19 protein-coding genes and 1 pseudogene are annotated in these 17,172 nt (G+C 71.4%); 17 read left to right on the forward strand and 3 right to left on the reverse strand.

The features are described 5' to 3' along the window. The 13 genes from IH61_RS40530 (at nt 1) to IH61_RS0108100 (ending at nt 8,838) form a co-directional block, all read left to right on the forward strand. Nucleotides 1-180 (forward strand): hypothetical protein, encoded by a 180-nt coding sequence (locus IH61_RS40530; protein WP_037971897.1) that lies wholly within the window; start codon nt 1-3, stop codon nt 178-180. Then, nucleotides 177-356: a hypothetical protein gene (locus tag IH61_RS0108050; protein ID WP_031067098.1), complete on the forward strand. Its 180-nt coding sequence runs from the start codon at nt 177-179 to the stop codon at nt 354-356. Before IH61_RS40530 ends, IH61_RS0108050 begins: the two co-directional genes overlap by 4 nt. Beyond that, nucleotides 356-760, forward strand: coding sequence for a hypothetical protein (locus tag IH61_RS0108055; RefSeq protein ID WP_051836525.1), 405 nt, complete (start codon nt 356-358; stop codon nt 758-760). The genes IH61_RS0108050 and IH61_RS0108055 overlap by 1 nt, the downstream gene beginning before the upstream one ends. A 20-nt stretch (nt 761-780) precedes the next feature. Beyond that, nucleotides 781-1,683, forward strand: coding sequence for a toprim domain-containing protein (locus IH61_RS47665; protein ID WP_051836527.1), 903 nt, complete (start codon nt 781-783; stop codon nt 1,681-1,683). After that, nucleotides 1,665-3,215, forward strand: a complete 1,551-nt coding sequence (locus tag IH61_RS47670) for a DNA primase family protein (RefSeq protein ID WP_199823284.1) — start codon at nt 1,665-1,667, stop codon at nt 3,213-3,215. The genes IH61_RS47665 and IH61_RS47670 overlap by 19 nt, the downstream gene beginning before the upstream one ends. A gap of 11 nt (nt 3,216-3,226) precedes the next feature. Further along, nucleotides 3,227-5,086 carry a DNA polymerase gene (locus IH61_RS0108065; RefSeq protein WP_031067104.1) on the forward strand — a complete coding sequence of 620 codons (1,860 nt, stop codon included), beginning with the start codon at nt 3,227-3,229 and terminating at the stop codon, nt 5,084-5,086. Then, nucleotides 5,076-5,522 (forward strand): endonuclease domain-containing protein, encoded by a 447-nt coding sequence (locus IH61_RS40540; RefSeq protein WP_051836534.1) that lies wholly within the window; start codon nt 5,076-5,078, stop codon nt 5,520-5,522. Before IH61_RS0108065 ends, IH61_RS40540 begins: the two co-directional genes overlap by 11 nt. A 769-nt stretch (nt 5,523-6,291) precedes the next feature. Next, complete coding sequence (locus IH61_RS0108075; protein WP_031067109.1) at nt 6,292-7,347, forward strand: sigma-70 family RNA polymerase sigma factor; 1,056 nt, start codon at nt 6,292-6,294, stop codon at nt 7,345-7,347. Nucleotides 7,348-7,411: 64 nt separating this feature from the next. Beyond that, nucleotides 7,412-7,588 (forward strand): hypothetical protein, encoded by a 177-nt coding sequence (locus IH61_RS46825; protein WP_158844796.1) that lies wholly within the window; start codon nt 7,412-7,414, stop codon nt 7,586-7,588. Nucleotides 7,589-7,603: 15 nt separating this feature from the next. After that, the gene (locus IH61_RS0108085) at nt 7,604-7,912 is read left to right on the forward strand and encodes a hypothetical protein (RefSeq protein ID WP_031067111.1); all 309 of its coding nucleotides are present in this window, start codon (nt 7,604-7,606) and stop codon (nt 7,910-7,912) included. Beyond that, nucleotides 7,909-8,079, forward strand: a complete 171-nt coding sequence (locus tag IH61_RS46830; protein WP_158844800.1) for a hypothetical protein — start codon at nt 7,909-7,911, stop codon at nt 8,077-8,079. Before IH61_RS0108085 ends, IH61_RS46830 begins: the two co-directional genes overlap by 4 nt. Further along, nucleotides 8,063-8,647, forward strand: coding sequence for a hypothetical protein (locus IH61_RS0108095; RefSeq protein WP_031067115.1), 585 nt, complete (start codon nt 8,063-8,065; stop codon nt 8,645-8,647). The genes IH61_RS46830 and IH61_RS0108095 overlap by 17 nt, the downstream gene beginning before the upstream one ends. After that, nucleotides 8,644-8,838, forward strand: a complete 195-nt coding sequence (locus IH61_RS0108100) for a hypothetical protein (RefSeq protein ID WP_031067116.1) — start codon at nt 8,644-8,646, stop codon at nt 8,836-8,838. Before IH61_RS0108095 ends, IH61_RS0108100 begins: the two co-directional genes overlap by 4 nt. 74 nt (nt 8,839-8,912) lie before the next feature. On the opposite strand, the gene IH61_RS40545 is transcribed toward IH61_RS0108100, so the two are convergent. Further along, on the reverse strand, nt 8,913-10,502 hold the full coding sequence (locus IH61_RS40545; protein WP_037971900.1) for a recombinase family protein: 1,590 nt from the start codon (nt 10,500-10,502) through the stop codon (nt 8,913-8,915). 64 nt (nt 10,503-10,566) lie between these two features. Further along, nucleotides 10,567-10,914 (reverse strand): annotated as a pseudogene (ribA, locus tag IH61_RS0108110) (GTP cyclohydrolase II RibA); the annotation flags it as partial. A gap of 243 nt (nt 10,915-11,157) precedes the next feature. On the opposite strand from ribA, the gene gdhA reads away from it, so the two are divergent. The 4 genes from gdhA to IH61_RS0108130 all read left to right on the forward strand — a co-directional run bounded on the left by gdhA (nt 11,158) and on the right by IH61_RS0108130 (nt 15,534). Then, nucleotides 11,158-12,549, forward strand: a complete 1,392-nt coding sequence (gene gdhA, locus IH61_RS0108115; protein ID WP_031067122.1) for an NADP-specific glutamate dehydrogenase — start codon at nt 11,158-11,160, stop codon at nt 12,547-12,549. A gap of 144 nt (nt 12,550-12,693) precedes the next feature. After that, on the forward strand, nt 12,694-13,569 hold the full coding sequence (locus tag IH61_RS0108120) for an AraC family transcriptional regulator (protein WP_031067123.1): 876 nt from the start codon (nt 12,694-12,696) through the stop codon (nt 13,567-13,569). 245 nt (nt 13,570-13,814) lie between these two features. Next, nucleotides 13,815-14,723: an NADP-dependent oxidoreductase gene (locus tag IH61_RS0108125; protein WP_031067125.1), complete on the forward strand. Its 909-nt coding sequence runs from the start codon at nt 13,815-13,817 to the stop codon at nt 14,721-14,723. Nucleotides 14,724-14,769: 46 nt separating this feature from the next. Beyond that, nucleotides 14,770-15,534: a VOC family protein gene (locus IH61_RS0108130; RefSeq protein ID WP_031067126.1), complete on the forward strand. Its 765-nt coding sequence runs from the start codon at nt 14,770-14,772 to the stop codon at nt 15,532-15,534. Here the strand turns inward: IH61_RS0108130 and lnt are convergent. Beyond that, nucleotides 15,510-17,138 carry an apolipoprotein N-acyltransferase gene (gene lnt, locus IH61_RS0108135; RefSeq protein WP_078910926.1) on the reverse strand — a complete coding sequence of 543 codons (1,629 nt, stop codon included), beginning with the start codon at nt 17,136-17,138 and terminating at the stop codon, nt 15,510-15,512. The genes IH61_RS0108130 and lnt overlap by 25 nt on opposite strands. Nucleotides 17,139-17,172 lie beyond the last annotated feature (34 nt).

Below are 17,172 nucleotides of genomic sequence, written 5' to 3' on the forward strand. Positions count from 1 at the left end.
TTGAGCGACTACACCACCCCGCTCTGGCAGATCCCGCCCGAGCAGCGCCGGGCCTTCCTGCACGCCCGAGCACGGGCCCTGAGCGCCGAAGGCGCGAACCCCCGCCGGCTGCTGCGGGCATCCGACGCCGCGCACACCGTCGACTTCCGCGAGCCGCGCCAGGGGGAGGGCGAGACGTGACCTTCCGCATCGGAGCGGGCATCGCCCCGGCCCTCGGTGACCTCCGGCTCGCCGGGCCCGGTGACACCCTGCTCTTCCTGCACGACGCGCGCGACCGCACGGACTTCGCCCGCTACTGGGAGGCCGCAGCGGTCGCCGTCTTCCGAGGCGCAGCCGTCACGGTGGTGACCGCCTAGTGGCCAACCGCAACAAAGCCAAAGGCACCACCTGGGAGACGGCGGTAGCCGACTACCTGAACGAACAGCTCGGCCAGTACCGGCCGGACTGGAAGGACGGTGACCGCGCCGTGCGCTGGAAGGACCCCCTGGACCCGGACAACGTCCGCCGCAACGTCCAGGAGGGCGCGGCGGACATCGGCGATCTCGGGGTGCGCCCCTTCACCGGCGAGTGCAAGGCCGAGCGGTCGTACGACCTCGCCTCGTACGTGCGCCAGGCCGAGGCCGAGGCGAAGAACGCCGGCCAGCCCTTCGGGGTCGCGTACGTGAAGCGCCCCCGGGCGAAGACCGAGGACGGGTACGCCGTCACGTCCATCCGCACACACGCAGCGATCGTCAAGGCCCTGCGGGAGGCCGGTTACTGAGAGAGGAGAGAGCCGTGCGCATGTCGGCGATCCTGGACCGCCTGGAGGAGTGGCGGGACTACCAGCCTGGTGAGTGGGTCGCCCGCTGCCCGGCCCACGACGACGGCAAGCCGTCGCTGTGGATCAACCTGAAGACGTCCGGCATGGTGGGCCTGGCCTGCCGCGCCGGGTGCCGCTTCGAGGACATCGTCGCCGGGATGGGCCTGCTGCCCCGGCACCTGTTCAACGTGGACGCCGAGGGCCTGGTCGCGGTCGCGGAGGCGCGGCCGGAGCCCGTCTCGCCGTACCTGACGGCCGGGCTGCGGGTGTGGCTGGACAGTCTGCCGGCCGGTGAGGATGCCGCCCCGGCCGTGGCCTACGCGCAGAAACGATTCGGCCTGTCCCCGGCCGAGCAGGACCGTCTGGGGCTGCGCTGGTGGCCCGGCCCGCAGCCGTGCCCCGAGTGGGTCCCCGGCTCGTTCGTCCGGTATCCCCGCCTCGTCGTGCCGATGGCCGACTTCGCGGGAGTGGCCAGGGGCGCGCAGGGCCGGGACCTGACGGGGCGCTGCCTGGGCCGGTGGATCTCGCTGGCCAACCCCGAGGGCTTCGAGTGGCAGCGGTTCGGGGTGTTCCCCGGACCGGCCCTGTCCGCGCCGTGGGTGATCGCCGAGGGCCTGTCGGACCCGCTGGCGATCGTCGCCGACGGCTACAACGCGGTGGGGGTGCGCGGGGCCGCGCTGCTCAACAACGACCCCGCGACGCTGGACGCGCTGGCCGTCGGCCTAGCGGGCCGGGATGTACGGGTGTGCGGCGACAACGACCGCTCCGGCCGGGAGTTCACCCGCACGATTCTCGCCGCCCTCCACGAACGGGAGGTGCACGCCCGGCAGTTGACGCTGCCCGAGGGCTTCAAGGACTACGCAGTATGGAGAGAGAAGCGATGACGGCGTACGCCATCGACAGCCTGACCACCCCCTACGAGCCGGAGAAGGCGGCGCTGACGCTGCCCCCGGATCAGGCGGTGGCCGCCTACCGCGAGGCGGCGTCCCGCTACGGGGCCTCGGACATCGTCAACGCCCACGCGTTGGTGCAGTACACCAAGGGCGGCATCCGCTACGCCGACGGCGTGGGCTTCCATGTCTGGTCGGGGACGCACTGGGTGCGGTCCGAGGTGCTGGTGCGCCAGGCCGCCCACGACCTTGGGGCGGCGATGGTGGAGACGCTGGCCCGGGAGAAGGCGGTCATCCGCGAGGCCCTGGCACTGAAGCTCGCCGGGGACGCGCTGGAGGCCGAGTACGAGAAGCAGGTGCAGGCGCTCCCGCTGGCGAAGGCCGCACGGGGCTTCACCATGGCCAGGCGGATTGACGACCTGATGCGCGAGCTGGCGTCGGTGCGCGGGGTGAACTGCTCGGTGGACGACTTCGACAACCAGCCGCACCTGCTCAGCTTCGCCAACGGGACCGTTGACCTTCGCACCGGCCGGCTCCAGCCGCACGACGCGCAGGACATGCTGACCAAGTCCCTGCCGTGGAACTACAACCCGCAGGCGAAGGCCCCGCGTTGGCTGCGGTTCCTGGACGAGGTGTTCCCTGGCGAGCCGTCGATGCCCGCCTACATCCACCGCCTGTGCGGGTACGGCATCACCGGCTCCACGGCGGAGCAGGCGTTCGCCGTGCTGGTCGGTGTCGGCGCGAACGGCAAGTCGGTGTTCCTGGACACCTTGTCGTACGTGTTCGCCGCGCTGTCCGAGACGACACGCTTCGAGACGTTCGAGGACCGGGGCAGCTCGATCCCCGCCGACCTGGCCGCGCTGCGCGGGGCCCGGATGGTGATGGCGAGCGAGGGCGAGGCCGGGAAGCCGATGAGCGAGTCCGTGCTGAAGCGCGCGACCGGCAGCGACAAGCTGACTGCCCGCTTCATGCGCGAGAACTTCTTCACCTACCAGCCGACCTTCCTGCTGTGGCTGGCCTCCAACCACACCCCAGCCTTCCGCTCGCAGGACGCCGGTCTCTGGCGTCGGGTGAAGCTGATCAAGTTCGACCGGTACTTCCGGCCGGAGGAGCGGGACCACGGCATCTTCGCCGAGCTGCGCGAGGAGGCCGAGGGCATCGCCGCGTGGGCGGTGGCCGGCGCGGTCGCGTGGTACGCGGAGGGCCTGAAGGAGCCCGACTGCATCAAGACCGCGACCAGCAACTTCAAGGAGAACTCGGACGCGCTGGCGGAGTTCCTGACGGACGTCCTGGTGCGGGTCGACAGCGACAAGAGCCACGTCCCCTCGCAGGACGCCTACACCGCGTACCGGGACTGGTGCGAGGCCCAGGGCGAGAAGGCGTGGACCCGCCGCGGATTCATCTCCGCGCTGGACGAGCGCGGTATCCGCCAGCACCGGATGACGAAGGGCCGGGTGCTGCTGGGCGTGCGCTTCGCCGACCAGCCGCCCGCCGGGCCGGGAGTCTTCGACACCACCAACGACTAGGAAAAGAGCACATGCGGGTACACCCGTACCGACTGGCCGGAGAGCCGGTCGAGATCAAGGTCGCCGAGAACGGTGACGACCTGCGGGAGTTCCGCACCTGGTGGACCGGCCACGCCAACGCCGGCACCCTGCTGGGCTTCGACACCGAGACCACCGGCCTGGCGTGGACGGACCGGATACGCCTCGTCCAGCTCGGTGACACCCACACCGCGTGGGTGATCCCCGTCGAACTGGGCGGCCCGTTCCGTGAGGCCGCCCGCGAGGCTCTGGCCAAGCTGCCGAACCTGGTGGCGCACAATCTCGCGTTCGACGCGCTGAAGGTCGACACCGAGTTCGGTATCCGGCTCGAAGACCTCTACCCCCGCGCGCAGGACTCCCGTATCCCCGCCCACCTGCTCGACAGCCGCCACGACTACGAGGGCGGCGTCGGCCTCAGTCTCAAGCCGCTGTCGGCCTGGTACGTCGACCCGGCCGCGCCCGACACGCAGGGCGACCTGACGCGCGTGTTCAACGGGCTCGGCCTGACGAAGGCGACCGGGTGGGCGGGTATCAGCCTCTCGCACCCCGTCTACGAGCTCTACGCCGGGCTCGACGCCCTGCTCGCCGCGCGGCTGCTGCCGAAGCTGCTGGAGCGGTACAGGGCCGAGGGCCTGCGCTCGGCGCTGCTGCCCTACGAGCACCGGCTCGCCCTGGTGTGCGCCAAGCTCCAGCGCACGGGCATGCTGATCGACCCCGAGTACACCGAGGGCCTGGTCACCCGGCTCGGCCGGGAGAAGGAGCGGTTCGCTGCGGTGGCGGCGCGTTTCGGGGTGTCGTCGGTGAACTCCTCCGACCAGGTGGCCGGCGCGCTGCTCGGGATGGGCGAGCGGCTGACGGAGAAGACCGACAGCGGCGCGCTGTCGGTGGCCAAGGAGGTGCTGCTGCCGCTGGCCGATCTCGATCCGGACTGGAACCGGCTCGGTATGCGCGAGCCCAACGCGCTGGCCGACGCGGTCCTTCGCGCGAAGCGGGCGGGCAAGTGGTCCACGTCCTACGCCGAGGCGATGCTGAACAACCGCGATGCCTTCGGCCGCATCCACCCGAAGATCAACCCGCTGGGCGCCCAGACCGGGCGTGCCTCGCACTCCGACCCCGCGATGGCACAGCTTCCCTCCCACGGGTGGGAGGTGCGCCGCAGCGTCGTCGCGGAGCGGGGGCACGCGTACTTCTCGGTGGACCAGCAGGCGGTCGAGCTGCGGGTGCTGGCCGCGCTGTCGCAGGAGTCACGGATGGTGCGGGCCATCGCGGCCGGCAAGGACCTGCACGGGTTCGCCGCCGAGATGATGTTCGGCCCGGACTTCACCAAGGCCCAGCGGACCCTGGCCAAGATCGCCGGTCTCGGCACCGCCTACCAGGGCGGAGCCGCGACGCTGGCCAAGCAGACCGGCCAACCGGTGGACGTCATGCGCGACACCCTGTCCCGCTACGGCCGGGCCTTCCCCGGCATCAAGCGGTGGGCCCGCAGAATGCAGCGCACGGCGCTCGCCGAGGGCTGCACGATGACCACGGTCACCGGCCGCCGGATGCACCTGGACCGCGACAAGCTGTACAAGTCCGTCGCGTACGCGTGCCAGTCCACGGCCCGCGACACCATGGGCCAGGCGCTGATCAAGATGGACGACCAGGGCCTCACCCCGTATCTGACCATGTGGGTGCACGACGAGGTGGTGGGCACCGCCCCGAAGAAGGAGGCCCCGGAGGTCGCCCACGCGTGCGCGCAGGCCATGAAGATGACCCTGCTGGGGGTGCCGCTGGACACCGACGCCGAGGTCTACGGGCCGAGCTGGGCGGACGGCTACGGCCTGCCGAAGGAGTGGGCCTATGCGGCGTGAGCCCGAGAGCGAGCACACCCAGTTCTGCGAGGTGTGCGACGACGAGAAGCCGCTCGGCCAGTTCGGCAAGCGCAAACGCGCCCCCAACGGGCGGGCGAACGTCTGCCGGGCCTGTGTGAAGGCGGCGAACAACCGGGCCAGCAAGGACCCGGCCGTCATCCGAAAGCGCCGCGACGCCCGCCTGCGCCGCGTCTACGGCATCACCCTCAGTGAGTACGAGCGGATGGGCCGACGCCAGCGGTGGCGGTGCGCGATCTGCGGACAGAAGGCCGCCGTCGGGGACCGCCTGGTGGTCGACCACGACCACGACAAGCCGCATGGACAGGCCGTCAGAAGACTGTTGTGCAGGGGCGAGAACAGTGCTCTGGGGCACTTCGGGGACTCCTCCGCCCGGCTCGACCGAGGAGCGACATATCTACGCGAACACGGCAAATGAGATACGGGTCACATTACCTTCTCTTTGCCAATAAAAGACCAGGTAGTGACCCTGATCGGGACTAAGGGCCCCGTTTCGCATCTTCTTCACCGTTTGAGCACATAAAAGACTCTGCTTAAGCTCGTATCACACGCTGCGCCGAGGGACGCGCAGCCAGTAACCAGGAGTGACAATGCGAGGGGGGTGGTCCCGGCTTGCAGGCGTGCAGTGGCACGTGGCCCGCATTGCCCGCCTTTGCCAGGAGTACGCCCAGACCATCACCCCCGAGGCGTCGTTAGCTGTTCGGCGCGCCATTGGCGTGCCGAACAGCAGACGCTTCAGTCCCAAGAAGCGGACCCCGGCGAGGGTTCGCCACGCTCGCGCCCGGAAGATGAGGGCGCGACAAGCCGGGCTCAAGGCCCGCCGCACCAGCCTGCCGCCCTCTCGCAGGACGCAGGCCCTCCGTGCCACCGTCACGCGCCTTGCCCGCTGCATGGCGCTGTTCTCCCGGCGTCTCACCCTCTCCGGAGCATCGGCATCCTGCCGATGCCGCTGGGGATCTTCCGCAGCCTGACCTGACGTCAGGCTGCCGCCTGCCCCTGCTCTTCGGCTGATCCGAACCGGCAGGGGCTTCTTCATGCCCCGACGCGGCCAGCGGGCCCGCCGGGGCTTCTCCATGCCCTGACGCGGCCGATCCGCCGGCCGTGGGCTTCGCCATGCCCTCTTGCGCCTCGCCGCGCGGCGATATCGCACGTCCATCTCGTTGTTCTGTACATGTCAAGGAACCACCATGTCTTCCCCCTGCATCACCCCCGCCCTGATCGCCCAGGCTCAGACCCCCAAGCCCCTGCCCGCCCTCACCGGCATGGGCAAGCTCGACCGGGGCCGCGTCGCCACCGAGGAGATCCTGAACGGGCTGGAAGGCATCGCACTGTCCGTCTCCCGCAAGCGCGCCCAGCAGATGGAGGGCGACAGCCACCAGGCCGCCCAGGACATCGCCCAGGAGATGCGCCTCAGCTTCTGGCGCGCCCTCAACGACTGGGACGTGGACGGCCCCAACACGGCCGAGTTCACGAGCTACGCGTTCCAGCGGGCCAAGCTCGACGGCCGCTCGGCCGCCGCCCGCGAGATCGCCCCCGCCGCGCCGCGCTCGGCCGCCGGAGCCTTCATGGGTGCTCTCTCCCGCTCCGGCGGAGACTTCGAGGCCGCGAAGGAGGAACTGATCAACCACCCCGACGCCAAGCGCAGGTTCACGCCCGAACGGGCCGACCACGTCGCCGCCGCCTTCGTACGCCCCGCGCCGATCGCCACCGTGGCGGACAGCGCACTTGAAGCCTCCTCCGCGCAGGACCCGGACAACCTGGTGGAGTACACCGCACTCGGCACTGCACCCCGACCCCAGCGCTCCCACATGGCCGTCATCGGCGGCCGGCCGGTCATTGCGTGGGAGACGACAGCCGGGTGGTGCACCGACCTTCAGCCCTCCCTTGCCCACAACCCGATCGCCATCAGCCGCGACGCCGTGCGCTGCAAGGGCGTGAAGGTCACCGGCACCAAGCGCGGCAAGCACGCCACCGGAGCGATCATCGACCGCGACGCCGAGGCCGAGACCAGCGCCCGGTTCGCCGCCGCCGCCCAGGTCAAGGCCGCTGAACTGCTGGAACGCATGTCCCCGACCGAACAGGCCATCGCCCGGTGCGCGTTCGGCTTCGACGGCGAGCCCCCGATGCTCACCGAGGACGGGCGGCTCGACGCCACCGCGATAGCCGAAGTCCTGGGAAAGACCCCCGGCACCGTCAAGGCCACCTGGTCCAGGGCCCTGAAGAAGATGCGGGCCGCCGCGTGAACGCCGCCGCTGTTAACCGTGCTGCCTCAACCCCGGCGAACCCCCACGGAGAGGCCCCGGAGCGATGAAATCCCCAGTCGGAACCTACGAACTGCGCGGCGGCGCGACCCTGCGCGTCTTCGCCGACCACGACGACAACGACGGCTACGGCCTGGAGATCACCCGCGACGGCCGCACCGTCCGCTACGACGCTGGGCACTCCGCCCGCGAAGTCCAGGCATTCCTGGGCCTGTTCACCTGACGAGGAGAGAACCCCGTGATCGAGACCACCGAGCACAAGGCCACCCTGACGGTCCGCCACGGCTCCGTTGTCGGCGTCCGCACCGACCGCATGGGCGCGGTGCTGGCCCTGACCGCAGGCTCCGAGACCGGCCCGCCGGCCAAGCTGACCGCCTCCCAGTGCCGCGAACTGGCCTCCTACCTCAACCGGCAAGCCACCGAGCTGGAACGCGCGGAGAAGGTAGAACGCGTCTCCGCCCCCAAGCGCAGCGAACCGCGCGGCCTGTACGCACCGTTCGAGCGCCGACCCCTGGCCGGCATCGACTCGCACTGGGAGAAGCGGTGACCCGCACCGAGGCCCTGGCCCTCGCCCAGCAGACCGTCACCCAGATGTCCACCAACGCCCGGGGCTACCAGGACCAGCCCTTCGACGCCCGGGTGAGCGCCGTCCTGCGCATCGCCGAATTCCTGACCGCGACCACCGGAGAGAACACCGATGACGACCGCACCTGAGCAGCAGACCGTCCACCTGGACGAGCACCGCTTCCCCTGCAAGTACGACGGCCCCCGCGACTACGCCCGCACCCATGTGGACGCCGAGGGCGACATCGGCCTGCTGGTCCACTCCGGTGACACTGCCGCGTCCGTCTACCTGAACCCCGAGGTCGCCGAGTCCCTGGGCAGCACCCTCGTCCAGGCCGCAGCCCAGTCCCGCACCACCGCCCAGGAGATCGAACGCGTCCGCCAGGAGGAGGCCGAAGCCGCCCGACGACTCGGCGAGATGGAAGCCGCACGCCAGGCCGAGCAGGCCCGCCAGGCCGGACAGCCCTACCTCGCGGCAGGCGGCTCGACCTCACCCACCGCGCTCCCGCAGCCGGTCCTGGCCGACGCGCTCACCGCCGCGCAGCCAATGATTCCCGGCACCGCGCAGTCGCCCACCTTCGCGGACGTGATGCTCCCGCAGACCGGCACCGCGGACCGCGAGCGCGCGTTCCTGCGCGCCGCCGAACTGCTCGGCCCGGACGCTGGTGTGGCCTCCAAAATCGCCATGGCGAACTACCTGCTGAAGGGGGCGGCGTGACCCTGCCCGTCGTCCATGCTGTCGTCCACCAGGCCGCCCGCGCCTACGAAGCCCGCACGCCAGCGGGCGAGCGCGTGATCGTCATCGAGACCGAGCACTCCTCACCCGGACAGCTCACCCGAACGGTAGTCCCCCTTCCGGACTACGCCGCACTCGACCTTGTCACCAGCATCGAGTCCATCGGCTGGTGACACCCGTCCACCCACGCCAAGGCCCCCGGCCGGCACTGTTTCGCACAGTGCTGACCGGGGGCCTTTTCTGCGTTTCAGGACTCCTCTGGCGCGGACTGCTCGCCCATCTTCGGGGGCTTCCAGTCGCGAGGCTTCGCCCACTCGATGACGAGCCGTTGGGGGGTCACTCGTTGGCCTGAGTAGTCGGCCTTCCGGATGAAGACCCTGTCGATGGCGAGGCGCAAAAGTTGCCCTCGGAACGTCTCGCTGGATGAGTCCCACAACTCCGTGCAGCGGTCGGGGTCAGTGAGGACCGAGATGTCGCCGAGCGGCTGGGCCAGCCTCTCCCACTCCTCTCGCGCGCTCTCAACGTCAGCCACCGCTACCAGCCGTTGCTTGACGAACGTGGCTTCGCCGTCCCTGCCGGGGTAGGCCCCGGCGGCGTTGAGCCGGTCGAGCCGGGCGACCGCCTCTTCCGCGACCTTGAGCTGGCCCCGAGCCTCGGCTTCCGCCTCGCTCTCCGTTGGGTGCGAGAGGACGACCCAGCGCTCGCTTACGGCCAGCATCGTCGGGTCCAGCGGGTCTGCTGCCGCTAGGCGCTTCTTCCACTCAGCCAGGACGACGCGAAGGACGCCACTGCGCGTAGCGGTGCATGGGTCCTTGCAGGGAATCCCCGCGAGGTGTGCAGCGCACCGGAAGGAGTTCCCGTTAGAGGTCGCGCGGTGACCCGTCTGCTCGGCAAGGCCGCCACCAGCGCACCAGGTCAGGCCGGCGACGGGGTTGTTCTCGGCAGGAGCCTGGTCCTCCGTGCGAGGAGGGCCGAAGCCTGCTGGCATCTCGACCCCGGCGGCCAAACGGCGATGCTTGTCCCAAATAGCTTGGGGGATGCCGTTGAAGCCCTTGGCGAAGACGCGGACCTTCTTCCCCTTGGAGTTGAGGTAGATCACAGGAGCGCCCTTGACGGTCACCGTCTGCCAGCCCAGGTAGACGGGGTTTCGGAGGATCTTGCCAACGGTGGTCGCCCTCCAGGGGCCGCCTCGGGGCGCGGTGAACCCGTCTGCGGTGAGGCCGGCCGCGATCTTGCGTTGAGATCTCCCTTCCGAGGCTTCGTAGTGAATCCGCTCGACTACCGGCCACCACTTGTTGCCCTTGAGCTTGCGCTTCTTCGTGGCCTTGAGTCCGTACGGCACGGTGGCAAGCCACTTGCCCTCGTCGCGCTGCTCTGCCTTGGTGTCCCGTACTTTCTCGGACAGGACACGGCTGTACTCGCGGTCGCGCTCGGCGTCCTCAATGATCCGGCGACGGTCCTCGGGTCGCTCGGTGTCGAGCCCGTTGATATCGAAGACGAGCCGCTTGCCGGGGCTGTCCAGGATCTTCAGTACGTCGCCCGCGCCCCTGCGGCTGTACCGCGATGAGTCGTAGGCCCACAGGCAGTGCGACTCGCCTTCGAGAAGGGCGTGGACCGCTTCATCGAAATCGGGGCGCTTCACGGTGGTCTTGTACGCAGACACGTTCTCGCGGAAGATGCGGCGGATCGTGTAGCCGTTTCGCGCACCCCAGGCTCGGCCCCGTGTCTCCTGGGCTTTCAGGGACAGAATGTCCTTCTTGGCGGTGTTTCTCACCACCTCGGATTTCCGCAGCAGGAGGTCCAGATAGCGGATCTCACTCCCAGCCGTGCGCGCCATATGTTCACTCTCCGGTCAGCGGCGCGCACCCGCACCCGGGGAGGTGGCAGTCTGGTTACGCGCTCTGGAGGGCGTACGCGTCGAGCTTGTTGTAGAGCCCGATGCCCCGGCCCTCCTGGCGCAGGTAGAGCAGGTACCCGCCGGCCTCGGCGATGCGCTCGACGGCCTCGCGCAGCTGCGGCCCGCAGTCGCAGCGGTCCGAACCGAAGACGTCGCCCGTCAGGCACTCGGAGTGCAGCCGCACCAGGGGCGTCGCGCCCTCCGCGACGGTGCCGAAGGCGAGCGCGAGGTGCTCCGCACCGTCCTCGAGGCCGTGGAAGGTGGTGGCCTCGGCCTCGGCGCGGTAGCCGTCCGGGAAGGTCAGCGGGATGCGCACGCGCGAGCGCACCGTGGCGGGACCGGGCTGCGGCATGGGTGTGCCTCCGTCGTTCGGGGTGGATCGGGTCGATCGGGTGTCGACCGTACTCTTTAGTTCCAATTTGAACAACTGGATGCCACCGGTGCACGAGGGGTTCGCCGTATGTTCCGGCGTGTGGACGGGTGTGGGCGTTTCGCTGGACACGGCACCGCTTCGTCCCGTTTCCTGTGCGCGGGAACACCTGAGCGACCGCGACCGCCGACGAAACCCCGACGACCATCGAAGGGTCCCCAACGGATGCCCACCAGCCGCCCCACCGTCACCACCACCCCGTCCGGATTCGAGGCCGAGCAGCGCGCGATCGAGTCGCTCTACGCGGACGTGGTCCGCCGCAACCGCGGCGAGGAGGAGTTCCACCAGGCCGTCCACGAGGTCCTGGAGACCCTCGCCCCGGTCCTCGCCCGCCGTCCCGAGCTGATCGACGCCCGGATCGTCGAGCGGATCTGCGAGCCCGAGCGGCAGCTGATGTTCCGGGTGCCGTGGACGGACGACTCCGGCGCGATCCACGTCAACCGCGGCTTCCGGGTGGAGTTCAGCAGCGCGCTCGGCCCGTACAAGGGCGGGCTGCGCTTCCACCCCTCGGTGAACCTCGGCATCGTCAAGTTCCTCGGCTTCGAGCAGATCTTCAAGAACGCGCTCACCGGGCTGGCCATCGGCGGCGGCAAGGGCGGCTCGGACTTCGACCCCAAGGGCCGCTCGGACGCCGAGATCATGCGGTTCTGCCAGTCCTTCATGACCGAGCTGTACCGCCACCTCGGCGAGCACACCGACGTCCCCGCCGGGGACATCGGCGTCGGCGGCCGGGAGATCGGCTACCTGTTCGGCCAGTACAAGCGCGTCACCAACCGCTACGAGGCCGGCGTGCTGACCGGCAAGGGCCTCGGCTGGGGCGGCGCGCGGGTACGCACCGAGGCCACCGGCTACGGCTGCGTGCTGTTCACCGCCGAGATGCTGCGCAGCCGGGGCGAGAGCCTGGACGGCCGCCGGGTGGTGGTCTCCGGTTCCGGCAACGTGGCGATCTACGCGATCGAGAAGGCGCAGCAGCTCGGCGCGACGGTGCTCACCTGCTCGGACTCCTCCGGCTACGTGGTCGACGAGAAGGGCATCGACCTGGCCCTGCTCAAGGAGGTCAAGGAGGTCCGGCGCGGCCGGGTCTCCGACTACGCCGAACTGCGGGGCCCGCACGTGAAGTTCGTCGAGGGCCCGGGCGTGTGGGCGGTGCCCTGCGAGGTCGCGCTGCCCTGTGCCACCCAGAACGAGCTGACCGAGGCGGACGCGATCGCGCTCGTGCGCGGCGGCGTGCTGGCCGTGGCCGAGGGCGCCAACATGCCCACCACCCCGGAGGCCGTGCGGGTGTTGCGGGAGGCGGGCGTGGCCTTCGGCCCGGGCAAGGCGGCCAACGCGGGCGGTGTGGCGACCAGCGCGCTGGAGATGCAGCAGAACGCCTCGCGCGACTCCTGGAGCTTCGAGCGCACCGAGGAGCGGCTGGCCTCGATCATGCGGCACATCCACGAGTCCTGCTTCACCACCGCCGAGCGCTACGGGCACCCGGGCGACTACGTGGTGGGCGCGAACATCGCGGGCTTCGAGCTGGTCGCCGACGCGATGCTGGCGCAGGGCCTGGTCTGATCCCGTACGCCTGAGCCCACCCTGCTGCACCCCACCCTGCTGCACCCGACCCTGCCGTACCCGACCGGAGCGGGCACCGATGGTCGGGTACGGCAGGGTGGGGCCTTCCTACGGTGGAGATCAACAAGGGAAGGACGGGGCGAAGTGCTGGAGCACCTGAACCGGGCGATGGACCGGATCGAGGAGGACCTCGACCGCGAGATCGACGTGGCCGGGCTGGCGCGGATCGCGATGACGTCGGAGTACCACTTCCGGCGGCTGTTCTCGATGCTCGCCGGGATGCCGCTGTCGGAGTACGTCCGGCGCCGGCGGCTGACCGTCGCGGGAGCCGAAGTGCTGGACGGCGGGCGGACGTTGCTCGACATCGCGGTGCGTTACGGCTACACGTCGGGCGAGGCGTTCGCCCGGGCGTTCCGGGCGATGCACGGGGTCGGCCCCGGCGAGGCCCGGCGCGACGGCGCGGTGCTCACCTCACAGCCCCGGATGTCCTTCCGACTCGTCGTGGAGGGAAGCAGCAGCATGGATTACCGGATCGTCGAGAAGCCCGATTTCCGGGTCGTCGGCCGGAAGGCGCGGGTCCCCCTGATCTACCAGGGCGTCAACCCGCACATCGCCGAGTTCATCAAGGGGCTCGGCAAGGAGACCGTCGAGCGGATCACGGCCCTGACCGGGTCGGACCCGGTCGGCATCGTGACGGTGAGCGACGACTTCTCGCCCAACCGGGAGGAGGGCTCCGAACTCGACTACTGGCACGCGGTGGTGGCACGCGAGGACGCGGTCGTTCCGGACGACCTGGAGGTGTTGCCCGTCCCGGCCGGCACCTGGGCGGTGTTCATCAACACAGGGGCGTTCCCGCAGGCGCTGCAGGAGATGTGGGGGGACGTGGCCAGCCAGTGGTTCCCGTCGAACCCGTACGAGGCCAGGCAGGGCCCGGAGATCCTCCAGGTCCGGTTCGTGCCGGGGACGGCCGACGCCGAGGCCGAGCTCTGGATCCCGGTGGCCCGGGCGGCGCGCGGCTGACAGCTGACAGCGGACAGTCGACGGATAACAGATGACGGATGACGGATGACAGCGGACAGATTCTGCAATCTGTCCGCTGTCATCCGTTCTCTGTTCTCTGTTCCCCGTCCGCCGCCCGCCATCCGTCCGCCCACCCCGTTCGGCCCACCAGCGCCCGTCGCCGCTCCCGCCCGCCCCGCATGCTGGGGCGGGGGAGAGCGAGGGCGCGCGGCGGCGCGGCCGCTATCCGAGGAGTGGGATCACCGATGGCCAAGGCGTTCGGCTTCGTCGACTACGGCGGCCCGGAGACCCAGGAGTTCCTGGACCGCCCCGAGCTCGCCCCGGGCCCCGGCCGGATCGCGATCACGGTGCGCGCGGCCGGGGTGAACCCGGTGGACTGGAAGGTCCGCCGGGGGCTGCTCGGCCGTGAGCGGCAACTGCCCGCCGTGATGGGGCAGGAGGCGTCCGGCGTGGTCCAGCGGGTCGGCCCCGGAGTGGACGGCTTCGCCCCGGGCGACGAGGTGTTCGGCGTCGTGGCCGCCGGGGCCTTCGCCGAACAGACCCTCCTGCGGGCCGAGTCGAGCGCCCGCAAGCCGTCCGCCGTGGGATTCGACCGGGCCGCCGTCCTGGGCGTCGCCGCCGCCACTGCCGACGACGCCTTGCGCGACCTCGGCCTGGCCCCCGGGCGCACCCTGCTGATCGTCGGAGCCTCCGGCGGCGTCGGCGGCGCGGCCGCCCAACTCGCCCGCCGCCAGGGCCTGACCGTCCTCGGCACCACCGGCGAGAGGGGCCGCCCGTACCTGGAATCCCTCGGCGCGGTGCCCGTCCGCTACGGAGAGGGCGTCGCCGAGCGGCTCGCGGCCGCCGCCCCCGAGGGCGTCGACGCCATCCTCGACCTGGTCGGCGGCGAAGCCCTGCGCGCCGTGGCCCCGGCCCTCACCGACCGCGCCAACCTGGTCAGCACCGTCGACCCGGTCACCGCCGCCGACCTCGGCGGCCGCTACATCACCCGCTCCACCACGCCCGCCACGCTGGCCGCCCTCGCCGCCCTCGTCGCCGCCGGCGAACTGGACCCGCACATCACCGCCCGCTACCCGCTCGCCCATGCCGCCGAGGCCGTCGCGCTGGTCGAGTCCGGCCACCCACAGGGCAAGGTCGTCCTCGAAGTCTCCTGAAGACACAAGATGCTGACGATACGTCAGTGACGAATGAGGCAGAACAGTGAAGCAGAACACCGTCACCACCAACGGCCCCTGCTGGGTCGAGCTCGGCACCTCCGACCCGGCCGCCGCCAAGGCGTTCTACGGCGAACTGTTCGGCTGGCGCGCCGTCACCGACGTCCGCCCCGAGGCCGGCGGCTACACCCAGATGCACCTGGGCGAGGCCCCGGCCGCCGCCATCACCCCGATCTACGCCCCGCAGCAGCCCGTGGCCTGGACGGTCTCCTTCGCCGTCGCCGAGGCCGACGCCACCGCCGCGAGCATCGAGGGCGCCGGCGGCCGCCTGCTGATGGGGCCCGCCGACGTGTTCGACCTCGGCCGCTTCGCGGTGGCCGCCGACCCCTCGGGCGCCGTCTTCACCCTCTGGCAGGCCCGCGCCTTCCCCGGCGCCGGGGTGTTCAACGAGCCGGGCTCGCTCGGCTGGGTCGAACTGCTCACCCGCGAGCCGGAGAGCGCCCTCGCCTTCTACCCGAAGGTGTTCGGCTGGTCGGTGGCCCCCTCCGAGCAGTACACCCAGTGGGGCCTGGCCGGCCAGGACTTCGGCGGGATGCTGGTCATGGGCGAGAACTTCCCGCCGCAGGTGCCGCCGCACTGGCTGCCGTACTTCAGCGTCGCCGACGTCGACCTCACCGTCGGCCGGGCCACGGGCCTCGGCGCGGACGTCCTGATGCCCGCCACCGACGTGCCGGACGGTCCGCGCATCGCCGTGCTCCGCGACGGCCAGGGCGCCGCGTTCGGCGTCTACCTCGCGGGCGCCGAGGGCTGAGCGGCGGCGGCCCGATCAGCGGCCCGATCAGCGGCCCGGCCGCCGGCGCGCGAGCGCCAGGCCGCCACCCCCGCGCCCGCCGTGACCAGCAGCGCGCCCATCGGCACCACGTCGCCGATCCGGTCGTACCAGGTCAGCGTGCCGGGCTCGGTGAGCGGCAGCCGTACGGTCAGCGCCCCGGTGTCGCCGGTGCCGAGCCGGGCGAGCTCGCGCCCCTGCGCGTCGAAGGCGGCCGACACCCCGGTCAGCGACGCCTGTACGGCGGGGCGGCCCGTCTCGGCGGCCCGGATCGCCGCCAGGGAGACGTGCTGCTCGGGCGCCCAGGTGTGCTGGAAGGTCGAGGTCGAGGACTGGTACACCAGCACCCGGGCGCCGTCCCGCGCGGCGGTGCGCGACATGTCGGGGAAGGCCGACTCGAAGCAGACCAGCGCCGCCACCGGCAGCGGCCCGCCCGACCGGTCGGTGACGGGCAGCAGGTGGAAGGCGGTGCCGGGCGCCCGGTTCTCGCCCGCCGCCCGGCTGACCCCGGAGATCCAGCCCAGCAGGGGCCGCAGCGGGATGTACTCGCCGAAGGGCACCAGCCGGATCTTGCGGTAGCGGTCCAGCACCCCGGAGGGGGAGACCAGCACCGCGTCCTTGGAGATCCGCCCGTCCGCCTTGCGGGCGTCCTCGCCGGCGAGCAGCTGGGCGCCGGTGGCGGCGGACAGTTCGCGCAGCCGGTCCAGCGAGGCCGCGTCCTGGTCGAGGTCGGCGGTGGTACTGCTCTCGCCCCAGACGACCAGGTCCACCGGCCGCCCGGCCAGCGCGGCGGTGGCGCGGGCGCTCGCGTCGAACCGCTCCTGAGGGTCCTCCACGATGCCCGGCTGGACCAGCGCCACCGTCACCGCCCCGGTGCGCACCGGCGCCTCCCGCAGGGCGAACAGCAGGGGTCCTGCCGCCAGCACGGCCACCACGCTCAGCGCCGCGACGGCGCGGGGCGCGCGGTGCACGGCGGTCAGCAGCACCAGCACCCCGGTGTTGACGGCCGCGACGGCCGCGCTGACCAGCCAGATCCCGCCCGCCGAGGCCAGCGCCAGGACGGCGGGGTGCTGCCACTGGGTGGCGCCGAGCAGCGCCCAGGGGCCGCCGAGGGCGTGCCAGGAGCGCGCGTACTCGGCGGTCACCCACACCGCCGGGACGACCAGCAGCGCCAGCAGCGTCCGACGGGTGGTCAGCGGCGGGCTCAGCAGCCGGTGCACCGCGTACCCGAGGCCGCCCTGGAGCGCGCCGAACAGGACGGCGATCACCGGCAGTCCGGGGCCGATGGACGGCAGCAGCCAGTACATCGCCGTCAGGATGAACCCGGCGCCGAACCACCATCCGCGCACCGCCGCCTCGCGCGGCCCCGGCGCCCGCTGCATCAGCAGCAGCCCGGGCACCAGCGCGACCCATGCCAGCCACGCCTGCCCGGCCGCCGGGAACGCCAGTACCGGCACCGCCCCGCACGCCAGCGCCCCCACCCGCCCCCGGTACCGGTGCGGATGCGGATGCGGCGCGCGCGGCGCCTGCTCTCGCGCGGGGGCCGTGCTCAGGGCTGGGCTGGAGGGAGCGGTGCGGCGCGACATGCCCCGTATTGTCCGCCCGCCCCGCCGTCCGTGC

It is taken from the genome of Streptomyces sp. NRRL WC-3742, from assembly GCF_000720635.1.
In the GTDB taxonomy this organism is placed as follows: domain Bacteria; phylum Actinomycetota; class Actinomycetes; order Streptomycetales; family Streptomycetaceae; genus Kitasatospora.